Genomic DNA, 17,983 nt, shown 5'->3' on the forward strand with positions numbered 1-17,983 from the left:
AGGCGTGAACGGAATGGTAACTGGTTCTTATGTGAACGGGACCAAGCGCATGAAAACCCTATTCAGATTGGCTGTTCTGGCGGTGCCGGTTGCGCTTGTCGCCTGCAGCAGCAAGGACGATCTGGACGAGTTTGCGCTCAACGACACGCCGCCGGAAGTCCTCTTCAACGAAGGCCTGGCACTGCGCGCCCAGGGTAAGCTGCGCGATTCGACGACCAAGTTCGAAGAAATCGACAAGCTTTATCCGTATTCTGAATACTCCAAGAAGTCGCTCGTCAATCTTGCGTTCCTGAACTACTCGCGCGGCAACTACACGGAAACTGTCACGGCTGCGCGGCGGTTTGTGACGCTTTATCCAGGTGACGAAGATTCGGCCTATATGCTTTATCTCGCGGGCCAGAGCTATTTCCGACAAATGCCCGATATCACGCGTGATCAGGGCGTGACCCGCAAGGCCGCGAGCGCCTTTACCGAGTTGGTTCAGCGCTTTCCCGAATCCGAATATACGCCGGACGCTGAAAAGAAGTTGCGCATCGTTGAGGATCAGCTCGGCGGCAAGGAAATGCAGGTTGGCCGCTACTATCAGAAACGGCGCAACTATGTCGCGGCAATCAACCGTTTCAAGACCGTGGTTGTCGAATACCAGACGACGCGTCATGTCGAAGAAGCCCTGTTTCGCCTGACCGAAGCCTACTATGCGCTGGGTGTGGTCAATGAGGCGCAGACGGCGGCCGCGGTGCTCGGCCACAACTATCCTGACACGCAGTGGTACAAGGATGCCTATTCCCTGCTGAACAAGGGCGGTTTCGAACCTTCCGAGGATTCTGGCAGCTGGATTAGCCGCGCATTCAAGAGTATTTAAGAAGCTCTGCGAAGACGACTCAGGCCTTCCTTTCGAAGGCCGTATGACTGTCTGGGGAGCACGCCTTTATGCTGGTCACGCTGTCTATCCGTGACATCGTTCTGATTGACCGTCTCGATCTGGATTTTGCCGCGGGAATGTCGGTGCTGACCGGCGAAACCGGAGCGGGGAAGTCCATCCTGCTCGATTCTCTTTCCCTGGCCCTTGGTGCGCGCGGAGACGCGGATCTTGTCCGCCACGGCGAAGCGCAAGGTCATGTCACCGCCGTCTTCGACGTTCCGGGCAGCCATGCGGTGCGGGCGCTGCTCAAGGACAATGATGTCGATGATGACGGTGACATCATCCTTCGGCGAATTCAGACATCAGACGGGCGGACACGGGCCTTCATCAACGATCAGCCCGTTAGTGCGGGACTTCTCAGGCAGGCGGGAGGCCTGCTTGTCGAGATACACGGTCAGCATGACGATCGCGCGCTTGTCGACCCCGAAAGTCACCGCGCACTCATCGATGTTTTCGGCGGTCTGACCGGGGAAGCGGACGCGGTGGCCTCGGCCTACAGCGCGTTCCGGTCAGCGGAAAAAGCCGTTGTCGATCACGAACGGAGGATCGAGGCCGCGCGCAACGAGGCCGACTTCCTGCGCTCTTCTGTCGACGAATTGTCCAAGCTCAAGCCGGAAGCAGGCGAGGAAGAGGAGCTTGCCGCCCGGCGGACAGACATGATGCAGGTGGAAAAGATCGCCGGCGATCTCAGCGAAGCCTTTGAAACACTGAACGGCGGCGCTTCGCCCATTCCGGAACTCGCCAGCCTGCTGCGGCGTTTGGAGCGCAAGTCCGATCAGGTGCCCCATCTTCTCGCCCAGCCGGTGCGCACGCTGGCAGAGGCGCTGGATCAGCTTGAAGAAACGCGCAGTGGACTTGAGAGCGCGCTGCGTGAGACCGAATATGATCCACGTGAGCTTGAAAACGTGGAAGAGCGCCTGTTCGCGCTGCGTGCGGCATCCCGTAAATATTCCGTACCGGTGGATGAACTCAACACGCTTTGCGAACGCATGACGGCCGATCTCGCGGATCTGGATGCCGGTGAGGACAAGCTGGCAGCGCTCGTCGAAGCGGCTGCGAAAACGCGCGATGCCTACGACAGGAAGGCGTCGGCCCTTTCGGCAAAACGCATAAAGTCGGCGCGCGCCCTGGAGAAAGCCGTTGGAACGGAGCTCCCGGACCTGAAGCTGGAACGCGCAAATTTCATCGTCGAGATTTCGAGTGACCCGGACAGCCGGGGAAAGGGCGGGATCGATCAGCTCGAGTTTCATGTGCAGACCAACCCGGGCACGCGGCCCGGTCCCATGATGAAAGTTGCATCGGGCGGTGAGCTGTCCCGGTTTCTGCTCGCCTTGAAAGTGTCGCTGGCGGACAAGGGATCGGCACCGACGCTGGTTTTCGATGAAATCGACACGGGTGTCGGCGGTGCGGTTGCCGAAGCGATTGGCGTGCGCCTGGCGCGTCTGGCTGACAATGTTCAGGTTCTTACCGTCACGCACGCCCCGCAGGTGGCGGCGAGGGCGGAAGGCCACTTCCTGATTGCCAAGGAAGCGATGAAGCCCGATCGTGTCGCAACGCGGGTCCAGCGCATTGCCGCGGATCATCGCAGTGAGGAAATTGCACGCATGCTGGCGGGCAGTGTGATCACCGAAGAAGCCAGGGCCGCCGCCCGCAGGCTTCTGACGGCAGCGGAATAGGGACGGTTATGAGCGAGACGACCGGGACCGGACTTGCAGGTGAAATTGATGTCGAGGATCTGACCGTCGAACAGGCCGAAGCCGAGTTGACGCGGCTTGCCGCCGAGATCGCCGAAAACGACCGGCGTTATCACCAGGAAGATGCTCCGACGATTTCCGACGCGGACTATGATGCTCTAAGGCGGCGTAACTCGGCAATCGAGGCTCGTTTTCCGGACCTCGTGCTGCCGGATGGGCCGTCGGCGCATGTCGGTGCGGCCCCCGCGTCCGGTTTTGGCAAGATCACGCACCGTGTGCCCATGTTGTCCCTGGACAACGCTTTCAGCGACGATGATGTTCGTGACTTCGTCGGCCGTGTGCGCCGTTTCCTGAAATTCGATCCTCTCATGGGTGCGCTTGCAGTTACGGCGGAACCGAAGATTGACGGGCTGTCCCTGTCCCTGCGCTACGAGAACGGCACCCTAGTGTCGGCGGCGACACGCGGAGACGGCACGACAGGCGAAAACGTCACCGCCAATGCCAGAACGATCAAGGACATTCCGGAAAAACTCATCGGGGAGGTGCCGGATGTCGTCGAGGTGCGCGGTGAAGTCTATATGGCACACACCGACTTTCAGGAGCTGAACGCACGCATGGAGGCCAATGGCGGCAAGGTCTTCGCCAACCCGCGCAACGCAGCAGCTGGATCTCTAAGGCAGCTCAATTCCGACATCACGGCATCGCGCCCTCTCAAGTTCTTCGCTTACGCCTGGGGTGAGATGAGCGAGATGCCGTCAGATACGCAAACCGGCATGGTGGACGCCTTCAAGTCCTGGGGGTTTGAGACCAATCCCCTGATGAAGCGCTGCGAAACGGTTGAGGACCTGCTTGAGGTCTACCACGGTATTGAGGAAAACCGGGCAAAGCTCGATTACGATATCGACGGGGTTGTCTACAAGATTGACCGGCTGGACCTGCAGGAGCGGCTCGGTTTTGTGTCCCGCTCGCCCCGCTGGGCGATCGCCCACAAGTTTCCAGCCGAGCAGGCCTTTACGGTTCTGAACGACATTGAGATCCAGGTTGGCCGTACCGGCGCGCTGACACCGGTTGCGAAACTTGAACCGATTACCGTGGGTGGCGTGGTCGTTTCCAATGCGACCTTGCACAACGAAGACTATATCAAAGGCATCGGCCAGGACGGCGAACCTATCCGCGAGGGCAAGGACCTCAGGATAGGAGATACGGTCAAGATCCAGCGGGCCGGGGACGTTATCCCGCAAATTGTCGATATCGATCTGGACAAGCGCCCGGCGGATGCGGTGCCGTTCGAATTCCCAACGCTGTGCCCGGCTTGCGGCAGCCATGCGGTTCGGGAGGTGAACGAAAAGACCGGCCGGATCGACGCTGTGAGGCGCTGCACCGGCGGGCTCATCTGTCCCGCCCAGGCGACCGAAAAACTCAGGCACTTTGTGTCTCGCAACGCGTTCGATATTGAAGGCTTCGGTGACAAGCAGGTCGACGCTTTCTACAAGGACGGGCTTGTGATGGCGCCGGCCGACATCTTCACGCTCGAAGAGCGGGACAAGCGGGCGCTGACGAAATTGCGGAACCGGGAGGGATGGGGAACCCTTTCGGCGCAGAATCTTTTCGAGGCAATCAACGCACGCCGTAACATTGAGCTGCACCGCTTCATCTTTGCGCTCGGCATTCGCCACGTGGGCGACGGCAATGCCAAGCTGTTGGCACGGGCCTACGGCTCCTGGGCTGCGTTCTATGAAGCGATGAAAATGGCCGAGGATCAGGGCGGGGAAGCCTGGACGGACCTCAACGATATCGACGGCGTCGGCCAGATCGTCGCCGAGGCGTTGGTCGCGTTCTTTGCCGAGGAACACAACCGGGGTCAGTTGGACGCGCTCTTGGAGCAGGTGAACCCGCAGGACGCGGAAGTGATTGATGCCAGCGGCTCGCCCGTTGCCGGAAAAACGGTCGTTTTTACCGGCTCGCTGGAACGCATGACCCGTGATGAGGCCAAGGCGATGGCCGAACGGCTCGGTGCGAAAGTGTCGGGATCAGTCTCCAAGAAAACCGATCTGGTTGTCGCGGGTCCGGGGGCAGGCTCCAAACTCAAGAAAGCCCAGGACCTGGACGTCGAAGTCATCTCTGAAGACGGTTGGTTCGACCTGGTCGGCGCATGACACTTGAGCAGAACGCATCCTGAGGGAGAAAAGGTTTGGCGGAGGTTCTGATTTGCGGTGCCGGTCCGACCGGCCTCACCTTGGCGATCGAGCTTGCCCGCCGGAATGTTGACGTCCGTATCATCGACAAGGAGACAACACCTCCTGACAACGCCCGGGCGCTTGTCATGAAACCCTGCTCCCTGATTGCGGCTGAGCGCATGGGGTTTCTCGACAGGTTGCTTGAGGAAGGTGTCGCAGTCGACACCATGTCCTATTCCTTCGAGGGCCGTATCATCGCCACGGCAACCTCTTCCTCGGTGCGGTGGCCCTGGAACCACAATGTGGGCGAGGACCGTGTCGTCCCACTCCTGACCGATGTGCTGCAAAGATTTGGCGTACTCGTCGAACGGGGCATTGAGCTGAAGGGCTTCGAGCAACGGGAAGCGGCCGTCGACGTGAGCCTGGAGAACCGGCTCGGCCACGCAGAAACAGTGACCGTCGGCTGGCTGATCGGCTGCGACGGTGTGCACAGTCCTGTGCGCGAAGGCGCTGGCATCGCGTTTGACGGCCACGAAAAGACGCTCAACTGGCATGTTCTGGATGCTGACATCGACGGCTGGCCCTACAAGGACAGTACGGGGATGCTGTTCTTTGAGTCTCTCCTCGTCGGCGTCTACCGAACCCGGGACGTTTATCGCATTTATTCCGCATCGTTTGAGCGCAGCAAGGAGAGCTGGTCGCGTGTGCGGGACTTTCTTCGACAGCATGTGCCGTCGGCAGAGCTCGGGCCGCCGCTCAGCGATACCGAGTTTCACAGCGTCTCGAAAATGTCCGCAAGCTTCCGAAAAGGGCACATACTGCTTGCCGGCGACGCCGCGCACGCCATGTCCCCAAGCGGCGGGCTCGGGCTGAACTGCGGCATTCAGGATGCGCTCAATCTTGGCTGGAAACTGGCCTCTGTCATTCGCGGTCATTCGGAAGACGCGCTTCTGGACACGTACAGCTCGGAACGCCGGACGGCTGCGGAAGGGTGCCAAACTGTCAGTCAGCGCAATGACGATCTGTTCTCGATCACCGATCCATCCGAGAGATCCCGTGCCTTCCGGCGGTTCGTTGTCGGGTTCACGCACTATATGGCCAACGGCGGCAACGGCTGGGAACCGGTGATGGGGCCGTATGAAAGCAGTTTGGTGGTGCAGGAGGCAGCTCCTGAATTCGGTCCGAGACCCGGCGAATTCCTGCCGGCGGAAATCCGGCTGGCGACAGCCGAAGGGCGGCCCTGCTGGTTAACGGGTGCGATTGCCGGCACTGATCACACGCTTTTGGTTTTCACGGCCGATGGTGGTGTCGAAGCAGAACAGCTTGTCCGGCAGGCAATTGATTTTTGCCGGGGATCTTCGGGTGCGATTTCGCTGTGCGTCGTTGCGCGAAGCATCGAAGGGGCAGCTGCCAGGACGGCCTTGGCGGACAAGAACACAGAGCTGCTTGTGGACACCGACCTTCATGCGCATAACTTTCTGGGTGTCATCGAGCGCTGCGCCATGTGGATCCGGCCTGACGGGTGGATCGGTGCGCGAGAAGACGACCTGGTTGACATTTCGGGCATTGAAAGCGTTTTCAAAGCCGCTTTTTCCGGTCTTTTTGAACAAAACTGAAAAAATCAGGCTCTGTATTCAACGTGCCCGATTCGAGTTTGCGCATCGTTTTCTCGGGCTTTTTCTATCAATGGATTGTCAGAAATGACATGCCATTGAAAATAACGATACCACCTAAAATTGTTTCTTTTGGCATGAGGCGATTTCACTGTCGTAAAATGTCAATTCAGTGATTGACGTTAAGTAACAAGTAAGCCGGACCTTCCAGTTTGAGGCGAAGATTTTTGTTCTGGAGGGGACATTGAGATGAAACGCATTAAGCTGCAGATCGCGGTGCTTGCGGGTGTGCCGATGCTTGCGGTGATCGGCTTCGCGGCGCTTAGCGTCTACGAGAAAGTCGTGGAATTGTCGCATCACGAATTTATGCGGCCACTGACGCGGATTGCAGAAGACTCGGGCAACCTTATTCATGAACTTCAAAAGGAACGTGGACTGAGCGTCAGCCTGATCAAGTCGGATTACAGCGCGGCGATCCAGGCAAAGCTCGATGCGCAACGCCCGAAATCAGATGCAGCGCTGAAGATTTTCGATGAGCATCTTGCCGCGATTGACCTGAACGACGCGGAAATGCTGGAAGACCTCCAGCATGTTGCCGAAGAAGTGCACAAGACCGACGCCCTCAGAAAGGCGATCGACGACCAGCAGATGGCTATCGCAGACGTTCTGAAGGGGTATACGCACGAAATCGAGGAACTGATCCACGTGATCGGTATCACGACCGAGGCAAGTCCGTCCCAGAAGATCACAGCAGAATTGCTGCCTTATCTCACGATTGTCGAGGCCATGGAATCGGGCGGGCTAGAACGTGCAAACGGTGCCTCGTTGCTCGACGAGTTCAATGCAACTGGCAACGTAAATCCGTCAACCTACAAGAAAGTCATCACCAGCTACGGCGGGGAACATGCATTTCTGAAGGAATTCAAGTCCGTTGCGATCCGCGAACAAAAGGCCATGATGAAGGAGATGATCAAGGGTCCGGAAGTCGATCAGGCGCTTGAGTGGCGGTACGTGATCCAGGATCTGCCGGAAACGAAGGATGCAAAGGGACTTGAAGGCTCGGTCTGGTTTGCAATGGCCACCAAACGGCTGGACAAGTACAAAGCCTTTTCAGATGAACTGATCCATCGTGCGGAAGCAGCAGCCGATGCAGACTCGGCGAACCTGAACACTCAGATTCTCTGGCTCTCCGTGATCGCGGTCGGTTTCACCGGGGTGACACTAGTCCTTGTCATCTTTCAGGTCATGTCGATCACCAAGACCCTCGGACGTCAGCGCGACACCATCTCTGATCTTGCAGGTGGCGATCTGGACGTCGAGATTTCCGATACTGATCGTCCCGATGAAATCGGCGACATTGCCCGTGCGTCGGAAGTGTTCCGTGACAATCTGATCCGTCAGAAAGCACTTGAAGAAGAAGCAGAAGCTGGACGCATTCAGCGTCTGAAGCGTTCGGAACAACTGGAAAGTGCCATCCATCACTTTGAAACGTCCGTATCGGCCATTCAGGCGCAGCTCACGGCGGAATCGGACGGCGTCCGAACCAATGCGTCCGAGATGGTTCAGATTGCCCTTCATGCTGATGAAAGCGCTCGTGCGGCAAACTCGGCAACGGAAGAAGCCAGCACCAACGTCCAGACGGTTGCCTCGGCAGCGGCTGAACTGTCTGCATCGATCGGGGAAATCTCGCGGCAGGCAAATTCGGCCACTGAGATTTCCTCTGAAGCCGCCGAAACCGCCATTTCCGCCGACAAGGACATTTCTCTCCTGGCGGAAACCGCCGACAAGATCGGCGAAGTGGTCGAGATCATCCGCGCAATTGCCGAGCAGACCAATCTGCTGGCACTGAACGCGACCATCGAGGCCGCGCGGGCGGGTGAGGCAGGCAAGGGCTTTGCGGTTGTTGCTGCCGAGGTGAAGGAACTTTCCAACCAGACTGCAAAGGCGACCGACGAGATTGCGAGCCAGATCTCCGGTGTTCAGAGCTCCACCCACAAGTCGGTTGCGGCCATCCGCTCGATCGTTGAAAAAATCGACGAAGTCCGCACCGTAAGCGGGTCGATCGCGGTTTCGGTGGAAGAGCAGAATGCGGCAACCAGCGAGATCACGCAGAGCATCACCTTTGCGTCCGACGGTGCCAACGCGGCTGCGACAAACGTCTCCGGTGTGTCCGGGTCCATCGACCAGACGCGCCAGAAGTCGGAGACCCTCAGCATGTCCGCCGAACAGCTCGGGCACGTTGCCCAGAACCTCTCAGAGTCGGTCAACACCTTCCTCAACGAGGTCCGGGAAGACGAGGCGGCGTGAGCCGCTTCTAGCTCTTTCCGCGTCACTAGCCCATAAGTCCGTTGTCATCCCGGTTTGCCGCCATGCGGCAAGACCGGGATCCAGTATGCCCGGTGGTGCTTGAGTCTCGAACGCTTGCGTTTACTGGATCCCTGCCAGAGGGTATGTCTCGAAAAACCGGCTGCGGGGAAAACTCACCGGTCAAACCCCGCTAATCCCTTGCTTTTCTTGTCCCCATCTATTGATGATTTCCCACCTCGCCAGCGCTGCTTTGTTGCTATATTGTTCTCGTGTGAGCATCTTGTGTATTTTAAAAATCCCAAAGGATGCCCAAAGAGGTTTCAATAGAAGAACCGGCCTGATCTCGTCAGAAGACTGGCACGTTGTTCTTGAGCGCTTTTTTACGGAACTGGACCAGGAAACCATGGCAGACCCGGGTGGGTATGACGATTCCTTCGACGATCCTTTTCAGCCGGTCGGAACACAAAGGGACATGGCGCCCGCACCGCCGCGTCCGCAAGGCGGGATCGCCGCGCGTGCCATGGCGGCACGCCGGGCACCCGACTACTTTACCGGTCTGAATCCTGAACAGAGGCTCGCCGTCGAGACAACGGAAGGGCCTGTCCTTGTTCTTGCGGGTGCCGGCACCGGCAAGACCCGGGTCCTTACGACGCGTATCGCGCATATTCTGGCGACCGGACTTGCCAGACCTTCTGAGATTCTTGCCGTCACCTTCACCAACAAGGCGGCGCGGGAAATGAAAGAGCGCATTTCCGGCTTCGTCGGCGAAAGCGTGGAAGGCATGGCCTGGCTCGGCACCTTCCATTCCATCTGCGTGAAAATCTTGCGCAAGCATTCCGAACTGGTGGGACTGAAGTCGAGCTTTTCCATCCTCGATACGGACGACCAGATCCGCCTGATCAAGCAGATCATTCAGGCCGAAGGACTTGATGACAAGCGTTGGACGGCCAAGACCTTCGCCGGAATTCTTGACGGCTGGAAAAACCGGGCGCTGACGCCGGATCAGGTTCCGGAGGGGGAAGCGCGGGCCTTTGCCAACGGAAAGGGGCGGCGGCTCTATGAGGAATACCAGGAGCGCCTGTCGATCCTGAACGCAGCCGACTTCGGCGATTTGCTGTTGCACGTGATCACGCTGTTCAAGACCCGTCCGGATGTGCTTGCGGAATATCAGCGCCGGTTTCGCTACATGCTGGTGGACGAATACCAGGACACCAACATCGCCCAGTATCTCTGGCTGCGTCTGTTGGCACAGGGCAATCCCAATGTCTGCTGCGTTGGTGATGATGACCAGTCGATCTATGGCTGGCGCGGGGCCGAGGTCGACAACATCCTGCGCTTCGAGCATGACTTCAAAGGCGCAACGGTCATTCGGCTGGAGCGGAACTACCGCTCGACCAGCCACATTCTGGCAGCCGCATCGCATCTGATTGCCTTTAACGAAGGGCGCCTTGGCAAGACGCTTTTCACCGATTTCGAAGAGCCGGATCATGACCTCGTCTCGGTTGCGTCCGTTTGGGATTCAGAGGAAGAAGCCAGAACCATCGGCGACGAAATCGAGGCGCTGCAAAGCAAAGGACATGCACTAAACGAAATGGCCGTGCTCGTTCGGGCGTCCTTCCAGATGCGCGAGTTCGAAGAACGGTTCGTGACGCTTGGCCTCAACTATCGGGTCATCGGTGGGCCAAGATTTTACGAGCGAATGGAAATCCGTGATGCGCTGGCCTATCTGCGCTGCGTGAACCAGCCGTCGGATGATCTCGCGTTTGAACGGATCGTGAATACGCCGAAACGCGGTCTGGGTGACGCGACGCTGAAGCTTGTTCACGGGTTGGCACGGGCCGAGCGCATACCCTTGATGCAGGCGGCGCAACAGCTCATAGATACCGAGGAACTCAAGCCGAAACCGCGCAATGCGCTGAAAAACGTGCTCGACAATTTCGGTCGCTGGCAACGGCAGGTGGATCAGCTCAAGCACACCGAACTTGCCGAAATTGTTCTGGACGAAAGTGGCTACACCGAAATGTGGCGCCAGGACCGCTCTGCGGAAGCTCCGGGCCGCCTGGACAACCTGAAGGAGCTGGTGCGCTCGATGGAAGAATTCGAGTCACTGGCAGGATTTCTGGAGCACATTTCGCTCGTCATGGACCGCGACAGCGCCGATGCAAGTGACGCGGTTTCGATCATGACACTGCACTCGGCCAAAGGGCTGGAATTCGATACGGTCTTCCTTCCGGGATGGGAGGAGGGGCTTTTCCCCCATCAGCGCTCGCTCGACGAAAGCGGACGGGCCGGTCTTGAGGAAGAGCGGCGGCTTGCCTATGTCGGCATCACGCGCGCAAAGAGACGCGCCAAGCTCTATTTCGCCTCCAACAGGCGGATCCACGGGCTGTGGCAGTCGACAGTCCCCTCCAGGTTCCTGGACGAATTGCCGCCCGATCATGTTGAAATCGCCGAACCTTCCTCAAGCTATGGCGGCTATGCCGGTGGTGGCTACGGTCCGTCACGCTTCGACAGCAATGATCCCTTTGAACGTGGCAGTTATTCCACGCCCGGCTGGCAGCGCGCGCAGCGGGCACGCCAGTCAGGCGACGGATTTTCGGAAGGCGGCAAAGGCTACAAGTCCGCACGTATGAAGCGCCAGGGCCCGATGACGATCGAAGGCGAGCTTGTCGCCAAGTCGGTCAGCGAAACGCCGTCCGACTTCTCGCTCGGAGAAAGAGTGTTTCACATCAAGTTCGGCTACGGCGCGATCACGGCCATTGAGGGCAACAAGCTGACGGTCGATTTTGAGAAGGCCGGCGTCAAGAAAGTCATCGATAGTTTCGTCGAGCGGCACTGATATGCTGTTGGAAAAAGCCGGCCACCTTTCGGTGACCGGCTGATGTCCTGCCTTGCATTTCGGTGAGGTTGTGTAGGTCCGAAAAGCATCTGGCAGGCGCCTTGCCTGACCGAAGAGGGTAGTGTGGCCAGGCAATCCGGGTGCCGGTCAGACCGTGAAGTTCGCCGGCAGGAATTATGATTTCGTCGTGGAGATTTCAGCGTTGCGCTCCGAAAGTTAACGGGCGCTTAACCGCCCGGTTTCGTTGTTTTCAGGGTGTTTCCGGCGTAATTTTCGGAAATGTACAGAAACAACTCTTCGAAAATTCCGGATGAAATTCACGCAGAAACGCGCGTAATGTCCGGGCATGCATAAGGTTTCTCACATACTGGTCGTCGAAGACGATCCTGAGATCGGAATGCTGATCAAGCGGCATCTGGTCTCGAATGATTTCAAGGTAACGCTTGCACGCGACGCTGCGGAAATGGACCGTTTGCTGACGAGCAATCGTGTCGACCTGATCGTTCTTGACGTGATGCTCCCGGGCGAGGACGGCATCAGCATCTGCCGGCGCCTTCGAGCCACAAGCCCTATCCCGATTATCATCGTGTCGGCAAAGAACGAGGACATCGACCGCGTGATCGGTCTGGAGGTTGGTGCCGATGATTATCTGCCGAAACCGTTCAACCCGCGCGAGCTGATCGCGCGCGTGCGTGCCTTGTTTCGAAGGGTCGAACTCGGCGGAGCCGCTGCGCCGGTTGAAAACGGAAAGCTCAGTTTCGAGGGCTGGGAAATGGATTGCCGGGCACGAAACCTCCTCAATACGGACAAGGCTTTGATTTCCCTGACACCTGCGGAATTCAATTTGCTGCAGGTCCTGGCCGAGCGCGGTGGCCGCGTTTTGAGCAGAGACCAGTTGATTGAACTCACGATGGGTCAGATCGGCGCCTCGAACGGACGCAATATCGACATCCTGATCAGCAGATTGCGCTCCAAGCTGGACGCGGGCGGCGCGAATTATCAATTCATCCGAACGGTGCGGTCCGGAGGCTACGAATTCGTCGCGCCGGTGTCGCGCGAAAGCTGACATGCTTAAGCGATTGTGGCCGGACTCCATGCTGTACCAGATTTTGGTGCTGATGGCCGTTGCCGGCCTGTTCATGATCCTGGTCAGCGCGGTTGTCACGTTTCAAATCAAGGAACACCTCCACAACAACCTGTCCGTGATGAACAGCCACCTCGTCAGTGTTGCCGTTGCAAAGCTGAACGACACGCCTGCTGAAGACCGCGAGGCCGTCCTTCTTCAGATGCGCCGCGACGCACCCAATCTCAATGTCTGGTTTGTTGAAGAAAACGATCTGACCGCCGCGGCCGATCCCGGTGGCCGGAAACGTTTCGGTCCCTTCCGCCTCGGCGACACGCTCCTTGGAATGCGCATCGAACATGTTCTTGGCCCCAAGGAGCTGGGCAAAGGTGCGCCACCGCGTTTGTTCATCCGTCTAGACGACGGCAATCTCATTCTTGCCGAATGGGGGTTCCGTGGCCCGCCGCCGCCCGTTGTCGGACTGCCGTTCTACCTGTTCGTCGGATTTCTGGCGCTGACGTTCTGTGCCCTGATGATCTGGGCTGCCCGGTCGCTCGTGAAACCGATGGCCGAACTGGCCCAGTCGGCCACCTCGTTTGGCGAGAGGTCCACCGATCCCGTGCCCGTCAGCGAAAGCGGCCCGAAAGAAGTCCGGGAAGCCGGGGCAGCCTTCAATCGCATGCAGCTGAGGATCAACCGGTTCGTGGAAAAGCGGACACGAACGCTGGCAGCGATCAGTCATGATCTCAGAACGCCTTTGACACGGCTTCGCCTGCGTCTCGATCTGCTTGAGGAGGGCGATATCCGCGACCGGAGCCTGGAAGACCTGAACATCATGGAACAGCAGATCAATGCTGCCCTCAGTTTCCTTCGGGACGGGGCAAGTTCGGAGCAGGTGCTTCGGATCGATGTTCCCAGTCTCTTGCAGTCGCTTGTCGATCAATACCTCGATCTCGGGTTTTCAATAGAGCTGCGGTGCACCGGAAAGTTTTCCATTATGGCGCGCCGGGGCGAACTGGTCCGTGCGCTCTCCAACCTGGTGGACAATGCCAATCACTATGCCGCGGGCGTGGAGATCGAGGCCTCTACCCGGGACAACAGGATCCGCATCGATGTAATCGACCACGGTCCGGGAATTGCGGAAGAGCATAGGGAGCGGTTGCTGGAACCTTTCGAGCGAGGGGACGCCGCACGCCAGATCCGGAAAGGGACCGGTTTCGGTCTCGGTTTGGCGACCAGCAAGGCAATTGTCGAAGCCGCCTCGGGAACACTGGAACTGCTTGAAACCCAGGGCGGCGGGCTTACCGTGCGGCTAACGTTTCCCGTGGCGCGAAATCAAGCTTGATCGTTTCAAAGATCCACACCTTTGGGCTTGATCAGCATGGAGCGTTCCTGAAGGTACGGGTGAATTTCAACGGCTTCGCGCAGGGTATCCTGGCCGAGTTGCACGCGCCCTTGTGTCATGAGGATCATGGCCTTGCCGGAAAGCGCACCGAAATGCCGGGGTTCCAGTTGAAGGGTTCGGTCAATGTCTTCAAGGCTGGCCTCGTAGTTGCCTTGCAAAAACAGGACGAAGGCGCGCTGATTCCAGCCTTCAGCGTAGTCCGGGGCTTCCAGGATGACCTCGTCGAGAATGTCTTTAGCGCCCTGGAAGTCGTATTCTCCGCGCTTTCGCATCGCCGTTTCCAGTTTCTCCTGAACTGCCGGTGTTGGTGCGGCTTCGATCCAGGATTGCCAGATCTCGTTTTCAATGGCTTTTGCCTCAGTTTCGCTCGGGGCCGCTTTCAGCGCGTCGAACAGGGCGTCACGTGACGGATCTGCCCGCGAAATACCGGTTATTGCTGTCAGGCAGATTGCGAGCACAACGAGAAACCGGCCCGCAGTTAGCGGTACAAATTTCTGTACGTTCAAAGTCATGACATCCCTCCGCTCCCAAAAACATGGCGCTTGAGGCGTATTTGGCCAGTCAAATGTGATTGAAGCTGGCGTGTTCCCGGCCGCAAGGCTATACCGCACGCCTCGACCGACAAATTTTAAGGCAGAGACAGCCATGAAGACCATCCGGGTACGTATTGTAGCCGAGGAACTGGAAGCAAAGCGGATTGCCGATGTGCTTGAACGCGCCTTTGAAGACGAAGGAAATCCTGTTTCCATTTACGAGGCCACAGAGGACGGAAAACTGTGGTCGGCGGAAATTCTGCTGTTCGACATGGAGGAGAAAGAGGCCGCAGACCTGGTGCGCGACCGTCTTGGCTCCGACGCCTTTGCTGCGCCGCTGGAAGCGGCAGAGCTGCCGGACATCAACTGGGTCGAGAAAAGCCTTGAAGGCTTGAAGCCGGTGAGGGCAGGGCGTTTTTTCGTTCACGGCGGTCACGACAGGGAAAAGGTCCCTCCGGGAGCGATCGGTCTGGAAATCGAGGCGGCGCTGGCCTTCGGCACCGGGCATCACGGCACAACGGCTGGATGCCTTGAGGAAATCGACCGTCTGCTCTCCTTGCGCGAATATGAAAATATCCTCGATCTCGGCACTGGAACCGGCGTTCTGGCAATCGCAGCGGCCTTGAAAGCGCGGCAAACGGTGCTGGCGACCGATATCGACCCGGTCGCGACCCGGACGGCGCTTGAAAACGCCCGGCTGAACGGGGCCGGGCACCTTGTGCGCGGCTTCACGGCAAATGGCGTCGAAGACCGGCGCTTTGGTCTCTGCGGCCCGTTCGACCTTGTCATTGCAAATATTCTGGCGCGGCCTCTGATGAAAATGGCGAAAGCGATCGGCGGCCGAACGACGCAAACAGCCACTCTCGTTCTGTCGGGTCTGCGGGTCGAAGACGGACCGCGCATTCTGTCCGCCTACAGGTGCCAGGGGTTTGTGCTCGACAAAAGGCGTGAAAAGAACGGCTGGCTTACGCTGACACTGGTGCGGGGCCGAAAGACGGCTTGAGGCCCGTGAGTCTTGTTTCTCACCGCAAACGCAAAAGGGCCCGCCGGAAGTCCGGCAGGCCCTTTTGCATTTGCACAGCGCTTTATTCGCGCCTGAGCCCCTTAGAACGGGTTCGACATTGCGCCTTCGCGCTCAAGCTGGTCCCGATCGTATCCGTGGGCGGCAAGTGTTGCGTCGTCCAGAGACAGAAGGTAACCGTTGACGTAGCGGCGAGCTTGCTGGGAGCGCGCTTCAATCATACGGTCAAGCGCGCGGCGCATGAAGTTGCTGCCAGTGCGGGTCGAAGTGGTTGTTGCGATAGTCATCGTGATCATTCCCATTTGAAGTTCAAGAGCTTCCCTAGGGAGAAACGTCTTTTTTCTTGTCATCAGGAATATGCAGATTCGATCGCTGATCCGGTAGGTCTGCAAATGCATGACAGCCTTGCGCTCTTCGCATATGCGAAAGACTTGCTGCGTTGCAAAAATGCACTAGCCCATTTCCTGAAGGACCCGTTTGGAGGAATAATTATCCGGCTTGATCCGCGGCAAGCGTCAAACTACCGTGCCGCTCATGTTCCAGTCTTTCGAAGATCTCAGTGATCCCTCCTGCGGGGCGCCGAATGCAGCGCTTCTCAGGGCTGAACTTGCCCGCCGCAATCTCGATGGCTTCCTGATTCCGCGCGCCGACGCCCATCAGGGCGAATATGTTCCACCACATGACTGCCGTCTGCAGTGGTTGACGGGATTTACCGGATCTGCCGGGGTCGCCGCAGTGCTCGGCAATGAGGCTGCGATTTTCGTTGATGGACGGTATACGATCCAGGTGCGCGAGCAGGTCGACATGGACGTTTTTCCCGCACAGCACCTGATCAACGAACCTGTCAGCGAGTGGCTGGGTAAACATCTGAAACCGGGGCAGAAACTCGGCATAGATGCCATGTTGCACACGGTGCGTGAAGTGCGCCGCCTGCGCAAAGTCTGCGAGGACGCAGGGGCAGAACTGGTCACGCTCGGCGACAATCCAGTCGACAGCGTCTGGCAGGACCGCCCGGAACCGCCACTCGGTCTTGTTTCGCTTTATCCTTCCGAATTGGCCGGAAAGACGTCGCGCGAGAAGATAAACGAAATTCAGGCTGCTCTTGGCGACAAGAAAGCCGACGCCTGCGTGCTGACGCAGCCCGATTCCATCGCGTGGCTTTTCAACATTCGCGGGTCTGACGTCAGCCACACGCCATTGCCGCTTTCCTTTGCGACGCTTCCGGCTGAGGGAAAGCCGTCGCTCTATATTGACGGCCGGAAGCTCTCAAACTCTGTTCGGGATGCACTGACCGAACTGACCGACCTGGCGGAACCGGCAGATTTCATGACCGGGCTCAAGGCACTGGGTGAGGCTGGCGCGAAGGTGATGATCGACCCTGCGCTGGCAGGTATCGGCATTGCAGACGCGATCACAGAGGCAGGCGGCACCCTGATCGAGGCGCAGGATCCGGTCCTTCTTCCCAAGGCGGTCAAGAACGATGCAGAGCTCAAGGGCGCCCGGGAGGCGCATCTTCGTGACGCAGCCGCCTTCGTGAATTTTCTGTGCTGGTTCGACGAGGAGGTTGGTAAGGGCGACCTTGACGAAATAGGCGCTGCTGAAAAACTTGAAGAATTCCGGCGCGCCACCGGGGTGCTGAAGGAAATCTCGTTTGACACCATTTCCGGGGCGGGCCCGAACGGCGCCATCTGTCACTATCGTGTCAGCCGGTCGAGCAACCTGAAGATCCCCTCTGGCAGACCGTTTTTGATCGATTCCGGTGGCCAGTACGAGGACGGGACCACCGACATCACGCGCACGCTGGCCGTCGGTGACGTCAGCGCGGAGATGAAAAAGCACTTCACGCTCGTGCTCAAAGGCCACATTGCAATTTCCACGGCTCGTTTCCCCAATGGTACGACCGGGGCGCAACTGGATACGCTGGCCCGGATCGATCTGTGGAAAGCAGGCCTGGATTTCGACCACGGCACCGGGCACGGCGTTGGTGCCTACCTGGGCGTTCATGAAGGGCCTCAGAGAATTGCAAAAACCGGTACGGTGCCCCTGAAACCTGGAATGATCCTGTCGAACGAACCGGGCTACTACCCGGCTGGTGAATACGGAATCAGGCTCGAAAACCTTGAGATCGTCACCGAAGCGCGCGACATCGCCGGGGGAGAACGGCCGATGCTGAGCTTTGAGACGATTACCCTGGTCCCCATGGACCTGCGCCTCGTTGACGGTTCGCTGTTGAGCAATGCGGAACGCGACTGGCTGAACCGATACCACGCCCGCGTCCGCGAAGAAGTCGGACCACTTGTCGGCGCGAAGGAACGGATCTGGCTGGAGCAGGCCACCGAGGCGATTTAGCCGAGGCAGCGCCCGGTCGCGTCCAAGCCAGGGCCCGGAATAGTATCTCGGATTTGTCGT

At 58.5% G+C, this 17,983-nt stretch carries 12 protein-coding genes; 10 read left to right on the forward strand and 2 right to left on the reverse strand.

What is annotated here, in order from left to right:
• Nucleotides 1-49: 49 nt before the first annotated feature.
• The 8 genes from RBB47_RS12740 (at nt 50) to RBB47_RS12775 (ending at nt 13,960) form a co-directional block, all read left to right on the forward strand.
• On the forward strand, nt 50-862 hold the full coding sequence (locus RBB47_RS12740) for an outer membrane protein assembly factor BamD (RefSeq protein WP_305986181.1): 813 nt from the start codon (nt 50-52) through the stop codon (nt 860-862).
• 68 nt (nt 863-930) lie between these two features.
• On the forward strand, nt 931-2,598 hold the full coding sequence (recN, locus tag RBB47_RS12745) for a DNA repair protein RecN (protein WP_305986182.1): 1,668 nt from the start codon (nt 931-933) through the stop codon (nt 2,596-2,598).
• A gap of 8 nt (nt 2,599-2,606) precedes the next feature.
• Nucleotides 2,607-4,772 (forward strand): NAD-dependent DNA ligase LigA, encoded by a 2,166-nt coding sequence (ligA, locus tag RBB47_RS12750; RefSeq protein WP_305986183.1) that lies wholly within the window; start codon nt 2,607-2,609, stop codon nt 4,770-4,772.
• 35 nt (nt 4,773-4,807) lie between these two features.
• Nucleotides 4,808-6,409, forward strand: coding sequence for an FAD-dependent monooxygenase (locus tag RBB47_RS12755; protein ID WP_305986184.1), 1,602 nt, complete (start codon nt 4,808-4,810; stop codon nt 6,407-6,409).
• A gap of 246 nt (nt 6,410-6,655) precedes the next feature.
• Nucleotides 6,656-8,713 (forward strand): methyl-accepting chemotaxis protein, encoded by a 2,058-nt coding sequence (locus tag RBB47_RS12760; protein WP_305986185.1) that lies wholly within the window; start codon nt 6,656-6,658, stop codon nt 8,711-8,713.
• Nucleotides 8,714-9,116: 403 nt separating this feature from the next.
• On the forward strand, nt 9,117-11,552 hold the full coding sequence (locus tag RBB47_RS12765) for an ATP-dependent helicase (RefSeq protein ID WP_371932776.1): 2,436 nt from the start codon (nt 9,117-9,119) through the stop codon (nt 11,550-11,552).
• Between the two features lie 346 nt (nt 11,553-11,898).
• Nucleotides 11,899-12,618: a response regulator gene (locus RBB47_RS12770; RefSeq protein ID WP_305986186.1), complete on the forward strand. Its 720-nt coding sequence runs from the start codon at nt 11,899-11,901 to the stop codon at nt 12,616-12,618.
• Nucleotide 12,619: 1 nt separating this feature from the next.
• Nucleotides 12,620-13,960 carry an ATP-binding protein gene (locus tag RBB47_RS12775; protein WP_305986187.1) on the forward strand — a complete coding sequence of 447 codons (1,341 nt, stop codon included), beginning with the start codon at nt 12,620-12,622 and terminating at the stop codon, nt 13,958-13,960.
• Nucleotides 13,961-13,965: 5 nt separating this feature from the next.
• On the opposite strand, the gene RBB47_RS12780 is transcribed toward RBB47_RS12775, so the two are convergent.
• Complete coding sequence (locus RBB47_RS12780; protein ID WP_305986188.1) at nt 13,966-14,532, reverse strand: tetratricopeptide repeat protein; 567 nt, start codon at nt 14,530-14,532, stop codon at nt 13,966-13,968.
• Between the two features lie 133 nt (nt 14,533-14,665).
• Between RBB47_RS12780 and RBB47_RS12785 the strand changes: the two genes are divergently transcribed.
• Nucleotides 14,666-15,556 carry a 50S ribosomal protein L11 methyltransferase gene (locus tag RBB47_RS12785; protein WP_305986189.1) on the forward strand — a complete coding sequence of 297 codons (891 nt, stop codon included), beginning with the start codon at nt 14,666-14,668 and terminating at the stop codon, nt 15,554-15,556.
• A 101-nt stretch (nt 15,557-15,657) separates the two neighbouring features.
• Here the strand turns inward: RBB47_RS12785 and RBB47_RS12790 are convergent, their stop codons facing one another.
• Entirely contained in the window at nt 15,658-15,861 is a 204-nt protein-coding gene (locus RBB47_RS12790; protein WP_305986190.1) for a hypothetical protein, read from the reverse strand.
• A gap of 247 nt (nt 15,862-16,108) precedes the next feature.
• On the opposite strand from RBB47_RS12790, the gene RBB47_RS12795 reads away from it, so the two are divergent.
• A complete protein-coding gene (locus RBB47_RS12795) occupies nt 16,109-17,923 on the forward strand; it encodes an aminopeptidase P family protein (RefSeq protein ID WP_305986191.1) in 1,815 nt (604 codons plus the stop codon).
• Nucleotides 17,924-17,983: the final 60 nt, after the last annotated feature.

Source organism: Roseibium sp. MMSF_3544, from assembly GCF_030732845.1.
Classification (GTDB): Bacteria; Pseudomonadota; Alphaproteobacteria; order Rhizobiales; family Stappiaceae; genus Roseibium.

Excerpts from the sequence above, each read along its gene's own strand:
- RBB47_RS12740 (WP_305986181.1), top strand. The coding sequence starts at position 50 with ATGAAAACCCTATTCAGATTGGCTGTTCTGGCGGTGCCGGTTGCGCTT.
- recN (WP_305986182.1), top strand. The coding sequence starts at position 931 with ATGCTGGTCACGCTGTCTATCCGTGACATCGTTCTGATTGACCGTCTC.
- ligA (WP_305986183.1), top strand. The coding sequence starts at position 2,607 with ATGAGCGAGACGACCGGGACCGGACTTGCAGGTGAAATTGATGTCGAG.
- RBB47_RS12760 (WP_305986185.1), top strand. The coding sequence starts at position 6,656 with ATGAAACGCATTAAGCTGCAGATCGCGGTGCTTGCGGGTGTGCCGATG.
- RBB47_RS12765 (WP_371932776.1), top strand. The coding sequence starts at position 9,117 with ATGGCAGACCCGGGTGGGTATGACGATTCCTTCGACGATCCTTTTCAG.
- RBB47_RS12770 (WP_305986186.1), top strand. The coding sequence starts at position 11,899 with ATGCATAAGGTTTCTCACATACTGGTCGTCGAAGACGATCCTGAGATC.
- RBB47_RS12775 (WP_305986187.1), top strand. The coding sequence starts at position 12,620 with ATGCTTAAGCGATTGTGGCCGGACTCCATGCTGTACCAGATTTTGGTG.
- RBB47_RS12780 (WP_305986188.1), bottom strand. The coding sequence starts at position 14,532 with ATGACTTTGAACGTACAGAAATTTGTACCGCTAACTGCGGGCCGGTTT.
- RBB47_RS12785 (WP_305986189.1), top strand. The coding sequence starts at position 14,666 with ATGAAGACCATCCGGGTACGTATTGTAGCCGAGGAACTGGAAGCAAAG.
- RBB47_RS12790 (WP_305986190.1), bottom strand. The coding sequence starts at position 15,861 with ATGACTATCGCAACAACCACTTCGACCCGCACTGGCAGCAACTTCATG.
- RBB47_RS12795 (WP_305986191.1), top strand. The coding sequence starts at position 16,109 with ATGTTCCAGTCTTTCGAAGATCTCAGTGATCCCTCCTGCGGGGCGCCG.